Annotated in this window: 21 protein-coding genes and 1 pseudogene; 15 read left to right on the forward strand and 7 right to left on the reverse strand. The window is 62.5% G+C overall.

Annotation, left to right across the window (positions count from 1 at the left end):
* The first annotated feature begins 25 nt into the window (after positions 1–25).
* The 3 genes from AC56QQ_RS23515 (at position 26) to AC56QQ_RS23525 (ending at position 2252) form a co-directional block, all read left to right on the forward strand.
* Positions 26–310: an acylphosphatase gene (locus AC56QQ_RS23515; RefSeq protein ID WP_497123559.1), complete on the forward strand. Its 285-nt coding sequence runs from the start codon at positions 26–28 to the stop codon at positions 308–310.
* Between the two features lie 71 nt (positions 311–381).
* Entirely contained in the window at positions 382–1023 is a 642-nt protein-coding gene (locus AC56QQ_RS23520) for a TetR/AcrR family transcriptional regulator (protein WP_497123560.1), read from the forward strand.
* 65 nt (positions 1024–1088) lie between these two features.
* A complete protein-coding gene (locus tag AC56QQ_RS23525) occupies positions 1089–2252 on the forward strand; it encodes an isovaleryl-CoA dehydrogenase (protein ID WP_497123561.1) in 1164 nt (387 codons plus the stop codon).
* A 17-nt stretch (positions 2253–2269) separates the two neighbouring features.
* Here the strand turns inward: AC56QQ_RS23525 and AC56QQ_RS23530 are convergent, their stop codons facing one another.
* Positions 2270–2662 (reverse strand): hypothetical protein, encoded by a 393-nt coding sequence (locus tag AC56QQ_RS23530; protein ID WP_497123562.1) that lies wholly within the window; start codon positions 2660–2662, stop codon positions 2270–2272.
* A gap of 245 nt (positions 2663–2907) precedes the next feature.
* Between AC56QQ_RS23530 and AC56QQ_RS23535 the strand changes: the two genes are divergently transcribed.
* The 4 genes from AC56QQ_RS23535 (at position 2908) to AC56QQ_RS23550 (ending at position 7658) form a co-directional block, all read left to right on the forward strand.
* On the forward strand, positions 2908–4515 hold the full coding sequence (locus AC56QQ_RS23535; protein WP_497123563.1) for a carboxyl transferase domain-containing protein: 1608 nt from the start codon (positions 2908–2910) through the stop codon (positions 4513–4515).
* 1 nt (position 4516) lies between these two features.
* Positions 4517–5038, forward strand: a complete 522-nt coding sequence (locus tag AC56QQ_RS23540; RefSeq protein ID WP_497123564.1) for an O-acetyl-ADP-ribose deacetylase — start codon at positions 4517–4519, stop codon at positions 5036–5038.
* Positions 5039–5167: 129 nt separating this feature from the next.
* Positions 5168–5545, forward strand: a complete 378-nt coding sequence (locus AC56QQ_RS23545) for a hypothetical protein (protein ID WP_497123565.1) — start codon at positions 5168–5170, stop codon at positions 5543–5545.
* Positions 5546–5675: 130 nt separating this feature from the next.
* Positions 5676–7658 carry an acetyl/propionyl/methylcrotonyl-CoA carboxylase subunit alpha gene (locus tag AC56QQ_RS23550; protein ID WP_497123567.1) on the forward strand — a complete coding sequence of 661 codons (1983 nt, stop codon included), beginning with the start codon at positions 5676–5678 and terminating at the stop codon, positions 7656–7658.
* Positions 7659–8839: 1181 nt separating this feature from the next.
* Here AC56QQ_RS23550 and AC56QQ_RS23555 read toward each other — a convergent pair.
* A complete protein-coding gene (locus AC56QQ_RS23555; protein ID WP_489860546.1) occupies positions 8840–9961 on the reverse strand; it encodes an ABC transporter substrate-binding protein in 1122 nt (373 codons plus the stop codon).
* Between the two features lie 388 nt (positions 9962–10349).
* Positions 10350–10616: an SEL1-like repeat protein gene (locus AC56QQ_RS23560; RefSeq protein WP_010915070.1), complete on the reverse strand. Its 267-nt coding sequence runs from the start codon at positions 10614–10616 to the stop codon at positions 10350–10352.
* A gap of 449 nt (positions 10617–11065) precedes the next feature.
* Here AC56QQ_RS23560 and AC56QQ_RS23565 point away from each other — a divergent pair, with 449 nt between their 5' ends.
* The 5 genes from AC56QQ_RS23565 (at position 11066) to AC56QQ_RS23585 (ending at position 14748) form a co-directional block, all read left to right on the forward strand.
* Entirely contained in the window at positions 11066–11410 is a 345-nt protein-coding gene (locus AC56QQ_RS23565; protein WP_256749558.1) for a DUF2147 domain-containing protein, read from the forward strand.
* A 224-nt stretch (positions 11411–11634) separates the two neighbouring features.
* On the forward strand, positions 11635–11793 hold the full coding sequence (locus tag AC56QQ_RS23570) for a hypothetical protein (protein WP_269903817.1): 159 nt from the start codon (positions 11635–11637) through the stop codon (positions 11791–11793).
* A gap of 39 nt (positions 11794–11832) precedes the next feature.
* On the forward strand, positions 11833–12027 hold the full coding sequence (locus tag AC56QQ_RS23575; RefSeq protein ID WP_091577065.1) for a hypothetical protein: 195 nt from the start codon (positions 11833–11835) through the stop codon (positions 12025–12027).
* A 116-nt stretch (positions 12028–12143) separates the two neighbouring features.
* Positions 12144–13607 carry an AMP nucleosidase gene (locus AC56QQ_RS23580; protein WP_489860544.1) on the forward strand — a complete coding sequence of 488 codons (1464 nt, stop codon included), beginning with the start codon at positions 12144–12146 and terminating at the stop codon, positions 13605–13607.
* Positions 13608–13731: 124 nt separating this feature from the next.
* Positions 13732–14748: an endonuclease/exonuclease/phosphatase family protein gene (locus tag AC56QQ_RS23585; protein WP_497123568.1), complete on the forward strand. Its 1017-nt coding sequence runs from the start codon at positions 13732–13734 to the stop codon at positions 14746–14748.
* 93 nt (positions 14749–14841) lie between these two features.
* Here AC56QQ_RS23585 and AC56QQ_RS23590 read toward each other — a convergent pair whose 3' ends face one another.
* The gene (locus tag AC56QQ_RS23590; protein WP_497123569.1) at positions 14842–15438 is read right to left on the reverse strand and encodes a DUF922 domain-containing Zn-dependent protease; all 597 of its coding nucleotides are present in this window, start codon (positions 15436–15438) and stop codon (positions 14842–14844) included.
* Positions 15439–15580: 142 nt separating this feature from the next.
* Positions 15581–17260, reverse strand: coding sequence for an electron transfer flavoprotein-ubiquinone oxidoreductase (locus AC56QQ_RS23595; RefSeq protein ID WP_497123570.1), 1680 nt, complete (start codon positions 17258–17260; stop codon positions 15581–15583).
* Positions 17261–17479: 219 nt separating this feature from the next.
* On the opposite strand from AC56QQ_RS23595, the gene AC56QQ_RS23600 reads away from it, so the two are divergent.
* The 3 genes and pseudogenes from AC56QQ_RS23600 to AC56QQ_RS23610 all read left to right on the forward strand — a co-directional run bounded on the left by AC56QQ_RS23600 (position 17480) and on the right by AC56QQ_RS23610 (position 19928).
* Positions 17480–18124 (forward strand): hypothetical protein, encoded by a 645-nt coding sequence (locus AC56QQ_RS23600; protein WP_489860540.1) that lies wholly within the window; start codon positions 17480–17482, stop codon positions 18122–18124.
* A 470-nt stretch (positions 18125–18594) separates the two neighbouring features.
* Positions 18595–19052: pseudogene (locus AC56QQ_RS23605) on the forward strand (uracil-DNA glycosylase).
* Positions 19053–19118: 66 nt separating this feature from the next.
* The gene (locus tag AC56QQ_RS23610; RefSeq protein WP_497123571.1) at positions 19119–19928 is read left to right on the forward strand and encodes a helix-turn-helix domain-containing protein; all 810 of its coding nucleotides are present in this window, start codon (positions 19119–19121) and stop codon (positions 19926–19928) included.
* A 12-nt stretch (positions 19929–19940) separates the two neighbouring features.
* Here AC56QQ_RS23610 and AC56QQ_RS23615 read toward each other — a convergent pair whose 3' ends face one another.
* The gene (locus tag AC56QQ_RS23615) at positions 19941–20399 is read right to left on the reverse strand and encodes a hypothetical protein (protein WP_497123572.1); all 459 of its coding nucleotides are present in this window, start codon (positions 20397–20399) and stop codon (positions 19941–19943) included.
* Positions 20400–20466: 67 nt separating this feature from the next.
* Positions 20467–21369, reverse strand: coding sequence for a DMT family transporter (locus tag AC56QQ_RS23620; protein ID WP_425284673.1), 903 nt, complete (start codon positions 21367–21369; stop codon positions 20467–20469).
* Between the last annotated feature and the right edge of the window lie 59 nt (positions 21370–21428).

The raw sequence follows: 21428 nt of genomic DNA on the forward strand, positions 1-21428 counted from the left end.
CAGGGAGACAGGCTTGGAGAGATTCATGGCTGGTCATCTCAGGGAAGTGCGGGCGCGCGTCTACGGCAATGTGCAAGGCATCGGCTTCAGGCTCTGGACTCGGGGCGAAGCCACACGCCTTGGTCTTGCGGGCTGGGTTTGCAATGAAGCGGACGGATCTGTAACGGCCCATATTGCAGGCCACGATGAAGCGGTCTCGACAATGATCGAGCGACTCTGGAAAGGGCCGACCGGGGCTTCGGTTTCCAAGGTCGACGTCGAGGAGTTGGCCGCCGGAAACGCCCCTGTTGGGTTCAGGATCATTGCATGACGACGGAATTGGTTCGGTACCCTTGAATTAATTGAACGTTCGTTTTAATATCGTTCCGCGAAGGGACGACAATGGCGCGCACCACCGGATCCGATGGCGAAAAGACCGAAGCGGCGATCCGCGAGGCTGCGGTCAACCTGATCGCGCGCTTTGGCTACGAGGCGATGTCGATGCGCCAGCTTGCCGCCAAGGTCGGCGTGCAGGCAGCCGCGCTCTACCGCTATTTCCCGACCAAGGAAGACCTTCTGTTCACGCTGATGCGCGAACACATGCAAGGCCTGTCCCAAGCCTGGGAAGCAGCCAAGCCGGCCGATGCGGATCCGGCACAACGGCTTTCGGCCTATGTCGAAAACCATATCGCTTTCCATATCGAGCGTCGCCATGCCACGCATGTGTCGAACATGGAATTGCGCAGCCTCTCGCCCGAAAGGCTGACACAGATCCTGCGCATGCGCACTGCCTACGAAAAGGAACTGCGCGCTATCCTGCGCGATGGCGCCGAGGCTGATGTCTTCAGCATCGACGATACCGGGCTGACGGCCATGGCGCTGATCCAGATGATGACCGGCGTCATCGTCTGGTTTCGGCCGGGCGAGCGGCTGTCGATCGCTGAAGTGACGGCGACATATCTTTCAATGACAATGCGCCTGGTCGGCGCGGCATCCGCTACAGCGCCGCGCGTCTTTTTAGACGCGCAAAGGACGCTGTTTTAATTCGCGCATGATCCCTTTCCGAAAATCAAAGTCGATTTTCGGGGTCATGCGGCAGGAGGAACGACATGTATACGAACACGCTCAGCTTCGGGCATGACGAGGATATCGAGGCGCTGCGCGACATGGTGCGGCGCTTCGCCCAGGACAGGATCGCGCCGATCGCCGCCGACATCGATCGGTCGAACGAATTCCCGGCGCATCTGTGGCGCGAACTCGGCGCGCTCGGGCTGCTCGGCATTACCGCCGATCCCGATTTCGGCGGCAGTGGCATGGGCTATCTTGCCCATGTGATTGCCGTCGAGGAGATTTCCCGCGCCTCGGCATCGGTCGGCCTCTCCTACGGGGCTCATTCCAATCTGTGCGTCAACCAGATCAACCGCTGGGCGACACCGGCGCAAAAGGAAAAATTCCTGCCCCCGCTGTGCTCGGGCGAGCGCGTCGGCGCGCTGGCCATGTCGGAATCCGGCGCCGGCTCCGACGTCGTCTCGCTCAAGTTGCACGCCGAAAAGCGCAATGACCGCTATGTGCTCAACGGCACCAAGATGTGGATTACCAACGGGCCGGACGCCGAAACGCTGGTCGTCTATGCCAAGACCGATCCAGAGCGGAAATCGCACGGCATCACCGCCTTCATCATCGAAAAGTCTTTTGCCGGTTTCTCCGTGGCGCAAAAACTCGACAAGCTCGGCATGCGCGGCTCCAACACCGGCGAACTGGTGTTCGAGAATGTCGAGGTGCCTTTCGATAATGTGCTGCATGAGGAAGGGCGAGGCGTCGAGGTGCTGATGTCGGGCCTCGACTATGAGCGCACGGTGCTCGCCGGCGGCCCGATCGGCCTGATGGCGGCGTGCCTCGACGTGGCGATCCCCTATGTACACGAGCGCAAGCAGTTCGGCCAAGCGATCGGCGAGTTCCAGCTGGTGCAAGGCAAGCTGGCCGACATGTACACGACCATGAACGCCGCGCGCGCCTACGTCTATGCCGTGGCCGCCGCCTGCGATCGCGGCCAGACTACGCGCAAGGATGCCGCCGGCTGCGTGCTGTTTGCCGCGGAGAAGGCGACGCAGATGGCACTCGACGCGCTGCAGCTGCTCGGCGGCAATGGCTATATCAACGACTATCCTACCGGCCGTTTGCTGCGCGACGCCAAGCTCTATGAGATCGGTGCCGGCACCAGCGAAATCCGCCGCTGGCTGATCGGCCGCGAGATCATGGCGGAGGGGCTGTGATGTTCCCCTCCGCCACCTCAGCCGAATGCCTTGGGCAGGTCATCGGTTGGCTTGGCAACGATCTGGTGCGGGTCGCGCCACAAAACCTCGCGCTGGCGCGCCGACGTGATCGAACGCACCGGCAAACCGCCCTCCTCGATCAACCAGGCGCAATAGCGCGCCCGGCTGATCGCTTCCTTGGCGTCCGGATGGAACCAGCAGATGCCCCAGATGGGGTTACGGCGCTTGAAATGCCGACCAACCCGACCTGGAATGGGCAAATGCTGGTTGAACCAGTCGAACTGACCCTCCAGTTCGTCATGAACCCAATCCGGGCAGCCGTTCCGGTGCAGGTACCAGGACGCGTGGAAGAAGCCGGTCTCCACCCGGCTCTTCGGATGGATCAGCGGCGTTACGAACCGCAAATACATTTTGACACCCACCGTGCCTCAGAGCGCGGTGTTCCTCTTGCTCAAATTCGGGACGTGAAAAGCCGCCCTCCGGCGGCGTCAGGCCATAGCCGAAGGGAGACATCTGGTGAAATGCAAAAGCATGCCTTTCATCGTCGCCTCCTGAGGGTGTCATTCGTACAAAAGAAGCCACGCTTGGCACGCAGCATCCGGGCGCGGGCTGTTACACTGGTTCCGCGGCGGCATCAAGAGGTGTGATAAACAACGTGGCTACACTGCAAACCCAGATATCTCCCTCCTCCGACACCTTCCGCGCCAATGCCGAACGCATGCGGGCACTGGTCGCCGACATCGCCGAGAAGGCCACGGCCGTCGAGCGCGGTGGCTCCGAGGAGGCGCGCGAGCGCCACGTTTCGCGTGGCAAGCTGTTGCCGCGCGAGCGCCTTGCCCTGTTGCTCGACACCGGCTCGCCCTTCCTCGAGATCGGCCAGTTCGCTGCATGGTCGATGTATGGCGAGGAGATTTCCGCGGCCGGCATGATCGCCGGCATCGGCCGCGTCGAAGGCACCGAGGTGATGGTCGTCGTCAACGACGCAACGGTGAAGGGCGGCACCTACTATCCGCTGACCGTCAAGAAGCATCTGCGGGCGCAGGAGATCGCGCTGCAAAACAATCTGCCTTGCATCTACCTCGTCGACAGCGGCGGCGCGAATCTGCCCAACCAGGACGAGGTGTTTCCCGACCGCGAGCATTTCGGCCGCATCTTCTACAACCAGGCCAACATGTCTGCCGCCGGCATCCCGCAGATCGCCTGCGTCATGGGTTCATGCACGGCGGGCGGCGCCTATGTGCCGGCGATGTCGGACGAGACGATCATGGTGCGCAACCAGGCGACCATCTTCCTCGGCGGGCCGCCGCTGGTGAAAGCGGCCACCGGCGAGGACGTCAGTGCCGAGGATTTGGGCGGCGCGGACGTGCATACGCGGCTTTCCGGTGTCGCCGACCACTATGCGCTGGACGACGAACATGCACTCGCCATCTGCCGGCGCATCGTCAGAAACCTGAATCGGAACAAGACGGTAAGCCTGAACTTGAGGAAAGCGATTCCACCGCTTCATCCGGCGGATGAGCTCTATGGCATCGTACCGACGGATCTGCGCCAGCCCTATGACGTGCGCGAGGTGATCGCGCGCATCGCCGACGGCTCCGAATTCGACGAGTTCAAGCAGAACTATGGCACGACGCTCATCACCGGCTTCGCCCACCTGCATGGCATGCCAGTCGGCATCATCGCCAACAACGGTGTGCTGTTTTCCGAAAGCGCGCTGAAGGGCGCGCACTTCATCGAATTGTGCTGCCAGCGCAAGATCCCGCTGGTCTTCCTGCAGAACATCACCGGCTTCATGGTCGGCAGGAAATACGAAGCCGGCGGCATCGCCAAGGACGGCGCCAAGCTGGTGATGGCGGTGGCCACCGCCAGGGTGCCGAAAGTAACTGTCATCATCGGCGGTTCGTTCGGCGCCGGCAACTACGGCATGTGTGGCCGGGCCTACTCGCCGCGCTTCCTGTGGATGTGGCCGAACGCCCGCATCTCGGTGATGGGCGGCGAACAGGCGGCGACGGTGCTTGCCATGGTCAAGCGCGAAGGCATCGAGCGCAAGGGCGGCGAATGGAGCGCCGAGGAGGAAGCAAAATTCAAGAAGCCGATCCTGATGAAGTACGAGCATGAAGGCCATCCGCTCTATTCCTCGGCAAGGCTTTGGGATGACGGCATCATCGACCCGGCGAAGACGCGCGAGGTGCTGGCACTCAGCCTTTCCGCCGCGCTCAACGCCGAGATCGAGGACACGCGCTTCGGCGTGTTCAGGATGTGACATGGACGGCATCGGCGACAGGGTCCGCATCCAAACCGGCGACATCACCAGGCTGACGATCGACGCCATCGTCAATGCCGCCAATTCCTCACTGCTGGGCGGTGGCGGGGTGGACGGCGCCATCCACCGGGCGGCCGGGCCGGAACTGGAGTTCGAATGCCGCATGCTCAATGGCTGCAGGACCGGCGATGCGAAGCTGACGAAGGGCTATCGGCTGCCGGCGCGCTATATCATCCACACGGTCGGACCGGTCTGGCAAGGCGGTGGCAAAGGCGAGGCCGAACTGCTCGCGTCCTGCTATCGCCGTTCGCTCGAACTCGCTGCCGCCAATGACTGCCGCACGGTAGCGTTTCCGGCGATCTCGACCGGCATCTATCGCTATCCGAAAGACGAGGCGGCAGGGATCGCCGCCAGGACGGTTAGTACATTCCTCGAACAGAAGACAATGCCGGAGACCGTCATTTTCTGCTGTTTCGACGATCAAATGGCGGAACTATACCGGCAGGCCGTTGCTGCCCTGTGAGAAAGCTGAACTGTATGGACCAACCGATTCACCAGCATAGGCAGCCAAGAATCTCCACCAACGAACTGGCAGCGAAGCAAAATATTCGCTACTGCTGGTCGTGCTTGGCGCAATGGGGACAGGGTGGAAATGAAACTGAAATATTGCCGCAAGTCGGCGGCGTCGATACTTGCAGGATTTCTAATATTAACGACAGCCGGCATCAGCTCGGCGGAATCGCTCGCGGGCAGCAAGGGAGACGTGCGTTTTCCAGCAACTCGAGGCTCGGATCCGAAGAGCGAATGCAACGTTGCCTACAAGGCCTATGTGGCGGCGAGCGGTCATTCGGCCTACGCCACGACCTTTTATTCGCGCGTTGTCGACCTCTACATTGTCTGCGGCTCGAAGCTCAACGCGCCCTCCCAGAAGGCAGCGGAAGAGATGGCGCTGCGCAACTGCCAGGCCGGCTTGACGAGGTGGAAGCTCAAGACCGCAAGCGGCGGCTGCGCAATCTCGGCGTCGAAGTAGGCAGGCGTGCCTCTTCCGTAGAGCACTCCCTTGGCAAGGGAGTGCTCTACGCCAAGTGCGGAACTGCAAAGCAGCCCCTGTCAAAGGAACGCCTGCGTCGCTTTACGCAAACCCTGGCTGCGGAGGCTCCATGTTCGGCAAGATCCTGATCGCCAATCGGGGCGAGATCGCATGCCGTGTCATTCGCACGGCTCGAAAGCTCGGCGTGCATACCGTTGCCGTCTATTCGGATGCCGACGCGAGATCCCTGCATGTCGAGATGGCCGACGAGGCGGTTCATATCGGCGCCTCGCCCGTCGGCGAAAGCTATCTGCGCGGCGACAGGATTGTCGACGCAACGCTGGCGACGGGGGCGCAGGCCATTCATCCCGGCTACGGCTTCCTGTCGGAAAACCCTGATTTCGTCGACCAGGTAGTGGCAGCGGGGCTTACCTTCATCGGTCCGTCGGCGGCCTCGATCCGTGCGATGGGACTGAAGGACGCCGCCAAGCGGCTGATGGAAAAAGCCGGGGTGCCGGTGGTGCCGGGCTATCATGGCGAGGCGCAGGAGATCGTGCTGCTTGCCTCCAAGGCACGCGAGATCGGCTATCCCGTGCTGATCAAGGCGCGCGCCGGCGGCGGCGGCAAGGGCATGCGGCGGGTCGAACATCCCGATGAATTTTCCGAGGCGCTGTCCAGCGCACGACGCGAGGCAAAGGCCGCCTTCGGCGACGACCGCGTGCTGGTCGAAAAATATGTCGACAAGCCGCGGCACATCGAAGTGCAGGTGTTCGGCGATAATTTCGGCAATGCGGTTCACCTCTATGAGCGCGACTGCTCGGCGCAGCGCCGCCACCAGAAGGTGATCGAGGAGGCTCCTGCCCCCGGCATGACGGAAGCGCTGCGCAAGGCGATGACGGAGGCGGCGGTAAAGGCCGCCAAGGCGATCGGCTATTCCGGCGCCGGCACCGTCGAGTTCATCGTCGATGCCTCGCAAGGCCTGAAAGCCGACCGCTTCTGGTTCATGGAAATGAACACCCGCCTGCAGGTCGAGCACCCCGTTACCGAAATGGTCACAGGCACCGATCTGGTCGAGTGGCAGCTCAAGGTCGCGTCGGGCGAGAAACTACCGAAGACGCAAAGCGAGATCGTACTCGCCGGCCATGCCTTCGAGGCGCGCATCTATGCCGAGGATGCGGCAAAGGGCTTCCTGCCCGCAACTGGCACGCTGCACCATCTGAAATTTCCGGACGCAGCACTTGAAGGTGCTCGCATGCGCATCGAGACCGGCGTGCGGGCCGGCGATGCCATTTCGCCCTATTATGACCCAATGATCGCCAAGCTGGTCGTCCACGCAAAAGACAGGCAGGCGGCGCTGAAAGCGCTCGGCGCGGCGCTGTCGCAAACCGAGATCGCTGGCTCGACCGTCAACACTGCCTTTCTCGCCGCTCTTACCGCGGATCCAGACTTTGCGGCGGGCGATGTCGACACTGGCCTGATCGCCAGGCACCAGCCGGCGCTGACCGAGGTCACGCCGCCGAGCGGCGAAGCCATCGCGGCCGCGGCCCTTGCGGCCGCTGGCGCGGGAGCACTGCCGCTGTCCAGCGAGCCATGGTCTTCGCTTGCCGGCTATGCGCATTTCCACAGCGTGGCGCGGCGCTCACGGCTGAAGTTCGGCGAAGATGATATCGTGGCGCGGGTTTCGGTGCGGCCGGACGGGCGGTTCCAGGTGGCGCTCGATGCACCCTATGACAGCACCAATTCGCATGACCTTCGCGCCGTCCCTCGCCTCGCCCTCTGGCCAGGCCACGTCACCGTATTCGAGGGCGCCGTCGGCTATACTTTCACAGTCACGGACCCGCTGGAGAGAACCGACGAGGCGGCTGGCGCTACCGGCAGCCTGCGTGCGCCGATGCCCGGGCTGGTCAAGCTGGTGCGTGCGGCACGAGGCGATGCCGTGACCAAGGGCCAGCCGCTGCTGATCCTCGAGGCGATGAAGATGGAACACACGATCGCCGCGCCGCATGACGGAGTGATAGCCGAGATCGCGGCTGAGGGAGCACAGGTTACCGACGGGACAGTGCTGGTGCGATTCGTCGAGGAACAGAGCGCTTCAACCACTGCCGCGAACTGACAGTTCGGAAGCGGACGACGTATCACAAGCAAAAATGGCCGGGAAAAACCGGCCAGACGGACGTTCAGGCGCAGTTCCCGAACAGACGCGTAAAACCGTCAATACGAGCAATAATCCTGAATACGAAACCCGCTTGCCGATGTTCCTGGAGAGGCGTTGGCAACAGCGCTCAATCACAATGCCGAATGAGCGGAGGAGGTCGCCAGCCTAGAGGCATCAGTTGATGCGGCTACTGCCGCAAGCCAGCCGCTCGAAGCCGCATCGACGAGCAGAGATCGATAATCAAGGCGGCGCAGGATCACGAGAAGGCCTTCGCCTTACCTCCAGTCCAATCGTCGTCGTCACGCGGCAAAGTTCGTCGGGTTGCCTTGGTGCAAGTTCCCGACCTTTCATTGCTGGACAAATTTGGCCGGCATTCGAATGTCGGTCTGTATTCCCAGAGCCTCCGCCGCCCAATCTCTCATTTCGGGGGAGACATCATCTGATCTTAGTATTGACACGGCCAGCGCCGCGACGTCCGCGGGGGTTTTTGGTTGGCGCCTCTATACATGAAATAACCAGCCAGGATGGCACATCCTATCGAGATGGCCGGTGGTGCAAACCGTATTGCCGTCAAAGCCATGGCGCGCCAGCGGGCGGTTGGGCTGATCTTGGGAAGCACATCTTCGTCGTCAACAAGCTCAGTCATTCCAATCCTCCCGCGGTCGGTAGAATGCCTTCCAGTAGAATGGTCTACATTAGTTAAATTGCGATAAAACTTATTGGGAATGGCGGGAGGGGCGATTTATCCTAGGCGTGTTCGCGGCGCCGCATTGGCGAACTGCGCTGACTACGAAGGACAAGGCCACGGCGTTCGCCATGACCAAGGAGATAGGCGACAAGGTCCGGGGCGAGAAAATCAGGCCGAAATGAAACGCCGACGGCTATCCCTGATATGCAAACGCAAGCGCATTCAGTCCGCTGTGATAGATTCGCCTCAGCACGCTTTCCGCAGCGTTAGCTCGCTGGGATGTGGCGATCTTCCATGAAGGCCCACCACATGGGTTTTGGCTCCGCCTTGTCGGACAGGCGGTCAACGCCGCCAAACGCGTTTGCGTCAGCCACAATCTTTTCAATGACAAATGGCCGGGACGAGCCCGGCCATTTCCTTGGTTATCTGGTCGCCGGAGCGACGTCAGCGATTACTGCGCGATCGGCGCGTATTTGCCGTCGTGCCACTGGTTGATGTCGTAGCTGGCATTCTTGAGATCGCCCTTCTCGTCGAAGGTGACATCACCGACAACCGTGCTGATCGGCGTGCCGTTCTTCAACGCTTCGGCAACCTTGGCCGGATCGTCGCTGCCGGCGCGCTTGACGCCCTCGGCGAAGGCCTGGATCACGGCATAAGAGAACAGCGTGAAGCCTTCCGGCACGAAGCCGCTCGCCTTGATCTTCTCGACCGCGGCCTTGGCTTCAGGCTTTGCCTGCGGATCCGACGGGAATACGAACATGGTGCCTTCGCCGGCCGGGCCGGCAACCTGCCAGAATTCCGGCGAGGCGATCGAATCCGGCATGATCAGCTGGAACTTGACGTTCTGCTCCGCCGCCTGGCGCAGGATCAGGCCAGCCTCGGGGTGGTAGCCGCCGAAATAAACGACGTCGGCCTTCAGATCCTTCAGCTTGGTGACGAGTGCCGAGTAATCCTTCTCGCCAGCATTGATGCCTTCGTAGTCCACCTCCTTGAGGCCGCCGGCATTCATGGTTGCCTTGACGGCGTCAGCCACGCCCTGTCCGTAGGCGCTCTTGTCGTGCAGGACGACGACGTTCTTGCCGGCATACTTCTTGGCGATCCACGGGCCGATGAAGGCGCCCTGCGCATCGTCACGCGTATAGAGGCGCATGATCGTCGGCCAGCCGGCCTTGGCCGCCGCGTCGGTCAGCACCGGGTTCGAAGAGGCCGGGCTCATCATCAGGGCGCCGGCTTCGGCATAGACAGCAGAAGCCGGAATGCTCGAGCCCGAGCAAGCATGACCGTCGATGAACTTGACGCCATCGGCCACGATGCGATTGGCGACCGACACGGCCTGCTTGGGATCACACTGGTCGTCCTCGATGTCGAGCTTGATCTGGCGACCACCGACACCACCTGCCGCGTTGATCGCGTCGGCAGCGGCCTGCGCGCCCTGCTTGAACTGATCGCCAATGGTGGCGAGTTGCCCGGTCATCGGGCCGACCACCGAAAAGGTGATGTCGTCGGCGAATGCGACCGGCGCGCTCATCATCAGGCCAAAAACGGCCGCGCTCAAAATACTCATTTTTTTCATGATAATAGAACTCCTCCACTCACGCGCGGCCGCCCCGGCCGCGCTTCTTCCAGAGAGGCGGGACAATTTCATCCTTCGTTGGGCCTGTCTAGGCGCATTGGCGGCACTCGATTGGGCCTGCATGACCTCATCAACGCCAAAAGAGCCATGCCAGCCTTGTCCCGGCTGGTCATGGCTCTTTTGCCCGTCGAGCAATTTCCAAGCGCCCCCGCGCCAGAAAATCCCACTCGCCTTCCCCGTGTTGCGCGGCTCAGCCCTGCAGGCCTGCCGCGTTCTTTTTCTTTACGTCGTTGACCGTCTCGCGCGGCCTTCTATTCCGCCGGGTCCGGCCGTCTGTGCGGCCTTGATCCCGGAGCTTCCCTGTCTTCGATAGGTCTGTGGGCGGATCTCAGTGCATGGTCATCCATTCGCGGGCTTCGCGCAGCGCCTTGGCGATCTCCACCTTCGACATGGCGGCCGACAGTTCCGAGCGCAATTCCGCGGCGCGGGCCGAGCCCTTGATGGCGGCAATGTTGAACCATTTGTGGGCGGCAACGACATCGGTCTCGCAATCGCGGCCAGTCGCATACATCATTCCCAATTCGAAAAGAATGTCGGCCTGGGCAGTTGCCCCCATGGCGCCGAAGCCGGCTTCAAGCATTTCAAAACGTGCCATTTTCAATCCCCTGTTCTGGCCCTGTCTGGCTCCCGAGAGCTGCCTCCGTTTGTCTTGCCGGGCCGCTCTTTCGATGTTTTCGAGAATGCCGTGCAGGCTTGAATCCGTCGTTAAATGGCGTGCTTAATTTGAGGAAAACAAAGCTAAAACAAGAGGTAAACGCGGAAATTCGTTAAGGATACGAAGCCAGCAACTCAGCCCGTTTGCGCCAAATTTGACGAAAATTTTAGCGGCGGACATCAACACTCCGCTAACCACGAGAGACAAAGGCAATGCGCCGATCGTTTCAGTTTCTCGCCAACGGGGCTTATTCAGACGTCTTTAAAATCCCGAAGTCTTCCGCAGCGGCACCGCTTTTGTTTTGCCGGGAGCTGGATTAACTTACGTTTGCGTAAACGGCAGACCGGCGAGGCGGAGCATCCGGCCGGATATCCAAAGGGAGGAAGAGCATGTTTCGAAAAGTGAGCCTGGCCCTTGCGGCCACGTTGATCATGGCTGGTGCGGCGTGGGCCGATCCGATCGAAGGCAACTGGAAGACCCAGGCCGGCTCAACGGCCGCCATCACGGGCGGCGGCGACACGTTTTCCATCACGCTGAAGTCGGGCAAATATGCCGGCAAGAACATCGGCTCGTTCAAGGTAGCCGGTGACAACAAGTATACCGGCACCATTACCGACCCGGAAAACGACAAGACTTATTCGGGCAAAGCGTCGGTCTCCGGCACCTCGCTCAAGATGAGTGGCTGCGTGCTCGGCGGGCTGATCTGCAAGAGCCAGACCTGGCACAAGCTCTGATCTATCGCATGCTTGCGACATGACGACGGGGCCCAGCGGGCCCCGTTTTTGTTTGTGGAGGCGCGGCACGTCCGCTTCGGCCGCTCTCGTACCGGCGCCCGTCGGAACCAGCGCCGGCGCATCAAAACACCGTCAACCAATTTGAACCGCAGATGAACGCCGGCATCAGAGCCGGTTCAGTCGCGCTCGGGCATTCTCCTGCGTGTTGAAGGAGACACGACCCAATGCTCGCCCGCCGCTTCACCATCGTCTGCCTGCTGATGAGCCTGTTTGGAATGTTTTTCGCCATCCTCGTCGCCGAAGCCGGTCGTCCGGCCCGCGCCTGGGACGAAGCCAGCTCCAGAACCTGCCGCCTCGGCTGCCCCACCCACCTTCGCAACTGAACCAAAGACCCAAGATCTCGAAAAGAAAAGCAGAACACCATGAACCGCATCGCCGCCAACGCTCTCAAGACCCTTCGGCTTCTGCCGCGGGCGGCGCTTATCCTGATGGTTCTGGCCGCTCCGGTCCTGGCCGTGCCGATGATGCGTGCCGATGCCGGCTCGACGATCGACGCACCGGCCCTGAAGAAGACCGGCGTCGGTTTCGTGCTTCTGGTCAGCCTGCAGCGTGGCTGAAGAAAAACGACGCTTTGGCCACCTTCGGTCGAGACACCCCTCCCAACATGTCGCCCAAGTCTCTATATTGAGACATGGAAAAGCGAATCTACCCTCAAGCCATCGAATCTGTCGTCATGCCGGAGCCTTTTGGCCGGCAAAGCTTCAACAGCGCCGAAAAGGCCGTCGCGGCGCTGCAAGCGCTTTACGACCGCAACACCAGGTTCCTGCGCGACTCCTTTGCGGCGCTTGCCGCAGCGGGCGGCGACAACGGCAAACGCTACCGCGCCTTCTATCCGGAGATCGGCGTCACCACCAACTCGTTCACCCAGATCGACTCGCGGCAAGCCTACGGGCATATGCCGACGCCAGGGCATTTTTCGACCACCATCACCCAGCCGGGCCTGTTCGAAAGCTACCTCATCGAGCAACTGCGCCTGATCATGCGCAATCACGGTGTCGCGGTCACCGTGTCGGAATCGACCACCCCCATCCCGCTACATTTTGCCTTTCTCGAAGGCACTCATGTCGACGGCGCGGCGGCCGAGCGCATCAAGCGGCCGATCCGCGACCTGTTCGATGTACCGGACCTCGACGGCACCGACGACCAGATCGCCAACGGCACATTCGAAGTGCCATTCGGCGAGCCGAGGCCGTTAGCGCCCTTCACGGCGCAGCGTATCGACTATTCCCTGCACCGCCTGTCGCACTACACGGCGACAACGCCGCAGCATTTCCAGAACTTCGTGCTGTTCACCAACTACCAGTTCTACATCGACGAGTTCGTCGCCCGCGCCCGGGTACAGATGGCGGAAGGCGGGCACGGCTATGCCGAATTCGTCGAACCGGGCAATGTGGTCACCAAGGCCGGACAGAGCGCGCCCAGCGAAGGCGTGGCGCCGCCGCGCCTGCCGCAGATGCCGGCCTATCATCTGAAGAAGCCGAACCATGGCGGCATCACCATGGTCAATATCGGCGTCGGGCCTTCCAACGCCAAGACGATCACCGACCACATCGCCGTGCTGAGGCCGCATGCCTGGGTGATGCTCGGTCACTGCGCCGGGCTGCGCAACACCCAGGCGCTGGGCGACTATGTGCTGGCGCATGCCTATGTGCGCGAGGATCATGTTCTCGACGACGATCTTCCGGTCTGGGTACCGATCCCGCCGCTGGCCGAGATCCAGGTGGCATTGCAGGAAGCCGTCGCCGAAGTCACCGGCCTGTCCGGCTATGACCTCAAACGCATCATGCGCACTGGCACCGTCGCCACCATCGACAACCGCAACTGGGAACTGCGCGACCAGCGCGGACCCGTGCAGCGCCTGTCGCAGTCACGCGCGATCGCGCTCGACATGGAATCGGCCACGATCGCCGCCAACGGCTTCCGCTTCCGCGTCCCTTACGGCACGCTGCTGTGCGTCTCGGACAAACCACTGCATGGCGAACTGAAGCTGCCCGGCATGGCGACCGAATTCTACAAGCGGCAGGTGGCGCAGCATCTGACCATCGGCATCAAAGCGATGGAGAAGCTGTCCGAAATGCCGATGGAGCGGCTGCATTCGCGCAAGCTCAGGAGTTTTTCGGAGACGGCGTTCCAGTAAGACGATCCGCGCGCTGCCATGGGGCATTGCGTCATCTTGATTGGGCCGCATTCTTGCCGATAACCGAGCCGGTATTATATCTGGCAACCCATGCAGACCTGACCCAATGAGACGCAGTCGAGACATGGCGGCTTCACTGGCATTCATCGCGATGATGATGTTCTCGGTTGCCCTGGTGGCCGGGTTCTTCGGCGCCCTGCATCCGGCCTTCGATTCTTTTTCGCATTTCCGCGTCCATCTGGCCGTGTTGATGGCGCTTTGCGCGCTGCCGCTGCTGGCGACGACATTTCGGCTGCAAGCGGCCGCGGCGCTGCTTTTCGCCGTGGCGGCCCTTGCCACCACCTTGAACGCGCTGCCCAGCCCGTGGCCGGTTCAGGCGGCCGATGAAGCCAAAACGGGGGACGACGCGGTCTACCGACTGCTGCAGATGAACCTGCGCTACGACAACCCGACGCCGAAGAAGGTGCTGTCGCTGATCGGCCGGACCAATCCCGACGTGATCACCCTCGACGAGGTGTCGGCGATGTGGACGACCGAGCTCGGCTATATCGGCAGCGCATATCCCTACCGGATTCTCTGTCCTTACCCGAACGGCATATTCGGCGTCGCGCTGCTCTCGCGGCGGCCCTTTGCCGCTGGCACCGAGCCGCGTTGCGAGCGGCGCGGCGCCATGGCGATAGCGACCGTCGACTTCGGCGGCATTGGCGTCGATGTCGCCGCGATCCATCTGAGCTGGCCATGGCCACGCGAGCAGTACTGGCAGATCGGTGAACTCACGGAATCGCTCTCATCGCTCGGCGAGACCGCCATCATGGCGGGCGACTGCAACGCTGCGCCATGGAGCGCGGCCGTGCGGCGTGTAGCCTTGCTCGGCGGGCTGACCGTGATGCCGTCCGCCGGACCGACCTGGACCTACATCAAGTTGCCGGACTTCCTGCGACGCTTTGCCGGTTTGCCCATCGACCAGGTGTTCAGCAAGGGAGCGGTGCTGATCCATCGCGCATCCAGGCTTGAGGAGACAGGCTCGGACCATCTTCCGGTCCTGGTGGAGTTCTCAGTCCGGGCCGACGGCAAGCAGCCTGACGACGATCACGCGACGGCGCTCGCTGCGAGCGATCTGCCCAGCAGGCCCCACGGCTGACACAGGCTCCTCGTCATCTCAGGGCAATTCCAGGAAAGAGCGGAGCGGCAATGAGACGCCGCAAGGACCCGGGATGATGAACGGATCGCTCGCTCAAGGCTTTCCCACCAGGGCGGCGATCAGATGTTCGACATGGCCGCCGTCGCTATGCTCGCGTTGATCGAAGACGTTTTGCCTGGCCTCGTATTCGGCATAGGCGACCTTGATGCGTCGCCGCGCCTCGCCACGCGTCTTGTAGCAGGACGGGTCGTCGGCGATGCTGAGGCCGGTGATCGACCTTTCCGTAGCGCGCATCATCTCTCTGGCGATGCGGCCATGGGTTTCCTCATGGGCGCGAACGCCGGCGAAGAACCGGTTCCAGCGCTTCTTCAGCGCCGGCGTCATGGGTGAAGCAACGCGAGGGAAGGTGTAGAAGAGGTTGAGCTTGCCGTTGACCCGCCGCAGCCGGCAGAAGCCATTTACCTGGCCGGGGTCGAGATCCCAGTCGACGGTATAGGCGGTTTGGGCGATGGCATGCGTCATGAAGCCGTGCTTGGGGCCCTTGCTGTCCATGGCGTCGACGAGGGTGGCGCCCGAACCTCCCGTGATGTCGTAGGTCCGCGTCTGGACCACGACCCTGGTGCCCGCCAAGGCTTCCGGCGCACAAAGAGCGCCGATGGCGACGAGGCATGTCAGAACGGTCCGGCGCATGGGTCTTTCTCCCTATCCGTAGACAAGGGAACCACAAGCCGGTGACCGTTTCAACGGTTCTGCTGTCTACATGCCTTGGCGGACCCCCGCTTCGCCGGCTTCCTGCTGCCGGTGGTCGACCCGGCCCAGCCGGCGCCGTGGCTCACATGTTCTGGTAGACCGGCCCTTCACCACCTTGCGGCGGCACCCAGTTGATGTTCTGGTTCGGGTCCTTGATGTCGCAGGTCTTGCAGTGGACGCAGTTCTGCGCGTTGATGACGAAGCGTACGTCCTTCGCTGCGGGATCGGCTGCGGCATTGCCGTCCTTGTCGACCCATTCGTAGACGCCGGCCGGACAATAGCGTGTCGAGGGTCCGGCAAAGACATCGTGTTCGGAACGCTTCTGCAGGTCCATGTCGCCGACCAGCAGGTGGACCGGTTCGTTTTCCTCATGATTGGTGTTGGACAGGAACACCGAGGACAGCCGGTCGAATGTCAGCACGCCATCGGGCTTCGGATAGGTGATCTTCTTGTGCTGGGCGGCGGGTTCGAGCGCGGCATAGTCGGCCTTGCCGTGCTTCAGCGTGCCGAAGGGCGAGACACCGAGCAGCGTGTTCAGCCACATGTCGAGGCCGCCGAGGCCTACGCCGACAATGGTGCCGAAGCGCGACCAGAGCGGCTTGACGTTGCGCACCTTCTTCAGGTCCTTGCCGATGTCGGTCGCCCGCCACGCCGCCTCGTAGGAGGAAAGCTCGTCATTGGCGCGGCCGGCGCCGATCGCCTCGGCGACATGGTCGGCCGCCAGCATGCCGGACAGCACGGCATTGTGCGAACCCTTGATGCGCGGCACGTTGACGAAGCCCGCGGCGCAACCCATCAGCGCACCGCCTGGGAAGGACAGTTTCGGCACCGACTGCCAGCCACCCTCGGTGATGGCGCGCGCGCCGTAGCCGAGCCGCTTGGCGCCTTCGAACGTGGCGGAAATCGCCGGATGGGTCTTGAAGCGCTGGAATTCCTCGAAGGGCGACAGCCAGGGATTCTTGTAGTTGAGATGGAGGACGAAACCCACGGCCACCTGGTTGTCCTCGAGATGGTAGAGGAAGGAGCCGCCGCCGGTCTTCATGTCGAGCGGCCAGCCGAAGGAATGCTGAACCAGGCCAGGCCGATGGTTCTCCGGCTTGACTTGCCAGAGTTCCTTGAGGCCGATGCCGTATTTGCCGGGCTCGCGGCCGTCGGAAAGATTGTATTTGGCGATCAGTTGCTTGGCGAGCGAGCCGCGAGCGCCCTCACCGATCAGTACATACTTGCCCATCAGAGCCATGCCCGGCGCGAAGCCCGGGCCGTGCGTGCCGTCCTTCTCGACGCCCATGTCGCCGGTGACGACGCCGGTAACGGCGCCTTCTTCATTGTAGAGCAGACCGGTCGCGGCAAAGCCGGGATAGATCTCGACGCCAAGCGCCTCGGCCTTGGTCGCCAGCCAGCGGCAGACATTGCCGAGCGAGACGATGTAGTTGCCGTGATTGTTCATCAGCGGCGGCATCAGGATGTTGGGCAGGCGGAACGAGCCGGCAGGGCCGAGCACGAGGAAATGGTCCGCCGTGACCGGCGTCGTGAACGGATGGCCATCCTCCTCGCGCCAACCGGGCAGCAGCCGGTCGATGCCGATCGGATCGACGACGGCGCCGGAGAGGATGTGGGCGCCGACCTCACCGCCCTTTTCCAACACGACGACGGAAAGCTCGGGATTGACCTGCTTGAGGCGGATGGCCGCGGCGAGGCCGGCAGGGCCGGCGCCGACGATAACCACGTCGAATTCCATGCTTTCGCGTTCGATGTCGCTCATCAACCCCTCCGCACTGGCTTGCCGCTGTTGCGTATCTTGCTGGCTCCTGCGCTGCATAGCGCATCAATTGGCGACAGGAAACCGGCGCATACGTGACAATGCGGATTTGGCCAAAAAGTCGCGCATCGTGCGCCAGGGCGGCTGCTTTCGTTCAGCCTGGCCCGCGGCGCTTGCGTTTTTAATTGTTCGACGGCTTGCTTATCGGCCATACTTCACGCCATGCGCATTCCTGGGCCAGCCGGCTTGTCATCGACGCGCTTTCCATCAACGCCCGGCCGGGCCCGCCGGGCGCTCCTTTTGGCCCTTCTGCTGCTGGCACCGGTCGACGCCGTCGCCGACGAGGTGAAAGTCTGGGCGACAGGCGCCTATTCCTTTTCCGACGAGCTTGGCGGCTTCCGCATCACCGGTGCCTCCGGCATCGGAACCAAGGAAGACCCGCTGGTGATCACCGAAGAGCTCAATTCGGCGACACCGGTGACTTTGACCATCCGCACGACAAAGCCGATCCAGGCATTCGGCAAGGCCGGCGAGTTCGCCAACGGCGTCATGTACATGCGCATCGACGTGCTCAACAACAGCGGCCAGGCGTGGATCGAATTCCAGTTCGAGCTTCAGGAGATACTTGACCAGCCGAGCGTGTTCGGCGACGGGCTTTCGTTCGACCAGCGCAACAAGACGCCCGACAATATCTGGTCGAGCAATTTCGCCGAATTCGATCGTGATTTCGAACCCTATGATCGGTTGCTGTTCAAGAACGGCAAGGTCGACCCGCTGAAAACCGCCAGGTTCGAATTCCTGATGACCGACTACACGCCACGATGGACCTTCTATCTGGTGCAAGACCCCCGCATTCCGACAGGCTAGGGCAAGCGGCCAGCCTTGCAAATTGCCGCCATGCGGACGAATGTGACTCCATGACTGCCGCTTCCCCCAACAACAGACCAGACCTTGCCGACCTGCTGGCCTTCTATGCCAGCGCGGGCGTCGACGAGGCGCTTGAAGACCAGCCGGTGAACCGGTTCGCGGAGGCTGCGCCCAAACCAACCGAGCGCGCGCCGGCGGCGCCCTTGGGCGACAACGCCGCACCGCCTCGCTCGACTGGCGTGCCCAGTGCCGAGGCGGGTGACAGATCAAACGCGCCGCCCGTCGCACGCGCACCGGCCAAGACCTCTACGGTCCCCGATGAAGCGCAAGCGGCGCTGGCGCGCCAGCTGGCGACGACGGCAACGACGCTGGACGAGCTTCGCCAGCACATGGCGGCGTTCGACGGCTGCAACCTCAAGGCCACCGCCAAGAACCTGGTGTTCGCCGACGGCAATCCGGAGGCCGCCGTCATGCTGGTCGGCGAGGCACCAGGCCGCGACGAGGACATCGAAGGCCTGCCCTTCGTCGGCCGCTCGGGCCGGCTGCTCGACCGCATGCTGGCCGCGATCGGCCTCGACCGAACCTCGGTCTACATCGCCAACGTCATTCCGTGGCGGCCGCCGGCAATCGCACGCCAACGCCGCACGAGACCGAGATATGCCGGCCGTTCATCGAGAGGCAGATCGAACTGGTCAATCCCAAGGTGCTGATCAACCTCGGCGGTCCGTCCGCGAAAACCTTGCTCAATACCAGCGAAGGCATCTTGCGGCTGCGCGGCAACTGGCGCGTCCACACGACGGCATCCGGCATCGCCATTCCCGCCATGCCAACCCTGCATCCGGCCTATCTCTTGAGGACCCCGGCGCACAAGAAACTGGCGTGGCGGGATTTTCTCGAAGTGAAGGCGAAGCTGCGAGCGCTCACCTAGTCGCTCACCTGGTGATGACCTCGCAGGTAATTGAAATGCGCCCCTCGCCGGCCTAGTCATTCGCTCATGACGACATCCCAAAACTCCGCCGGTAGCCTCATTCGCGAATGGCGCACCCGCCGCCGCATGAGCCAGCTCGGCCTCGCCATGGAAGCCGAGATCTCGCAGCGACATCTGAGTTTTGTCGAGAGCGGCCGTGCCGCGCCCTCGCGCGACATGGTGCTGCATCTGGCCGAACAGCTGTCGATCCCGCTCAGGCAACGCAACCAGCTGCTGCTGGCGGCAGGCTTTGCGCCGAGCTTCAGCGAACGCCCGCTCACCGACACGACGCTGGCGCCGGCGATGGCGGCGGTGGAGATCGTGCTCAAGGGACACGAGCCTTTCCCGGCACTCGCCGTCGACCGGCACTGGAACCTGGTTTCGGCCAATGCCGCAATCGCTCCGTTCCTTGCCGATGTCGCGGAGCCATCGCTGCTGACGGCGCCGGTCAACGTGCTTCGCCTCAGCCTGCACCCCGGCGGCATTGCGCCGCGCATCGTCAATCTTCAGGAATGGCGCACGCACCTGCTTGAGCGCCTCAAGCATCAGACTGACACGAGCGGCGATCCTGTTCTGGTCGAACTGGAGCGCGAGCTGCACGGCTACCCGTCCGGGTTGAAGAGCAGCCGGCCCATGCCTGTCGAGCCGAACGCCATCGTGCATCCGCTGCGCCTCGCCCATGGCGATCAGGTGTTGTCGTTCATCAGCACCATCACCGTGTTCGGCACGCCGCTCGACGTGACATTGTCGGAACTGGCGATCGAATCGTTTTTCCCTGCCGACGAGCAGACGCGGACGGTGCTGGTGCGGCTGGCGAAGGAGCGGGCGCCACGCTGAGCGACCGAGGCGTCAAACTGACGATTTCCGACACAACGAACCTGAAATCTCAGCAACGAATTGATCATCCGGGTAGGTCCGAGAGAGATGATCGAAATTCTCTTGGTCGGTGTATCCGAGCAGTTTTCCCTCCAGCCATTCCAACTGAGGGCACCAAGGGCCGCGATGATGCAGGAGGTCGAGAAGCAGCGAATACGCTTCGACCCTCCACTCCTCACCTCTGAGGGTGTAAAACCAATAGTCGATGTCCAGTGTCGCACCGCTCCGCAGGGGCATCCGAAAGGTCCGTACGCGCTCCGACAGCGTTCCGTCGGCAACGTGCGGAGCAAAGTCTTGATTGGCTAACGCATCAGATTTCTCAAAGCCGTCCACTCGCTCGTGGGCAAACACAGCCAAAGGCTTGGTTCCAGCGAGCATCATGGGAAGTTCACGGTTCGTGTGGAGGGTGTACGTTCGCTTTCTGTCATTCATTTTAGATTCCTCGTCGACAGAGAGAATTTATCGCGACCCTCGCTGATCGCCAAAGCAAGGGGCCGGATCATCCCTGGGGCAGAGCAGCCTTGCGGGTGCGGGTGCGCTCCAGGCCGAGCCGGCGCTCCCGCCAGATGATAAAGATGCCGGCCGCGACGACGATCAGGCCGCCGACAAGCATGTTGAGCGTGGCGATGTCGCCAAAAACGAGATAGCCGACGGCGACGCCAAGAATCATCGACGTGTATTCGAAGGGCGCCACGACCGAGGCCTCGGCATGGCGATAGGCTGCCGTCATCAGGATCTGGCCGAGGCCACCGCAAAAACCGGCGGCAACCAGCAGAGCCGCCTGGAGTGGCGTCAGCGCCTGCCAGCCGAACGGCAGCGACAGCAGCGCCATGACGCTCGCCGTCACCGAAAACCACAGCACGATGGTCGCGGTGCGCTCGCTTTGAACGAGGTTGCGCACCAGCAGCATGGCGATGGCCGAGATGGCCGCGGCAAGCAGCGCGGCAATGACGCCAAGCACCTCCTGGTCGCCGAGGGCAGCACCCGAGCGCAGCAGCGTCAGTTCCGGCCACGAGATGATCAGCACGCCGACCAGACCGACCGCGACCGCGCTCCAGCGATAGACGCGGATGGCCTCGCCGAGAAAGATCGAGCTGAACACCACCACCAGCAGTGGCTGGGCGTAGTTCAGCGTGATCGCTTCCGGTAATGGCAGCCGTGTCAGCGCGAAGAAGCCGAGCCCCATGGCGCAGACGCCAACGACGCCGCGCGCGATGTGATTGAGCGGACGCCTGGTCGAGAAGGCGGTGCCAAGTTTTCCCCTGAAAGCGAGGAAGGCGATGATCGGGAAGATTGCGAAGAAGGAACGGAAGAAGACGATCTGGCCCGCCGGCACGGTACCCGCTGCCTTGATGCAGGTCTGCATGCCGACGAAGACCGCCACCGATACGATCTTGAGCATGATGCCGGTGAGCGTGCTGTGCCCGCCGGCGTGCTCATTAACCCCGACGGTGGGGGTGC

This window comes from Mesorhizobium sp. RCAM 05099, assembly GCF_059683685.1.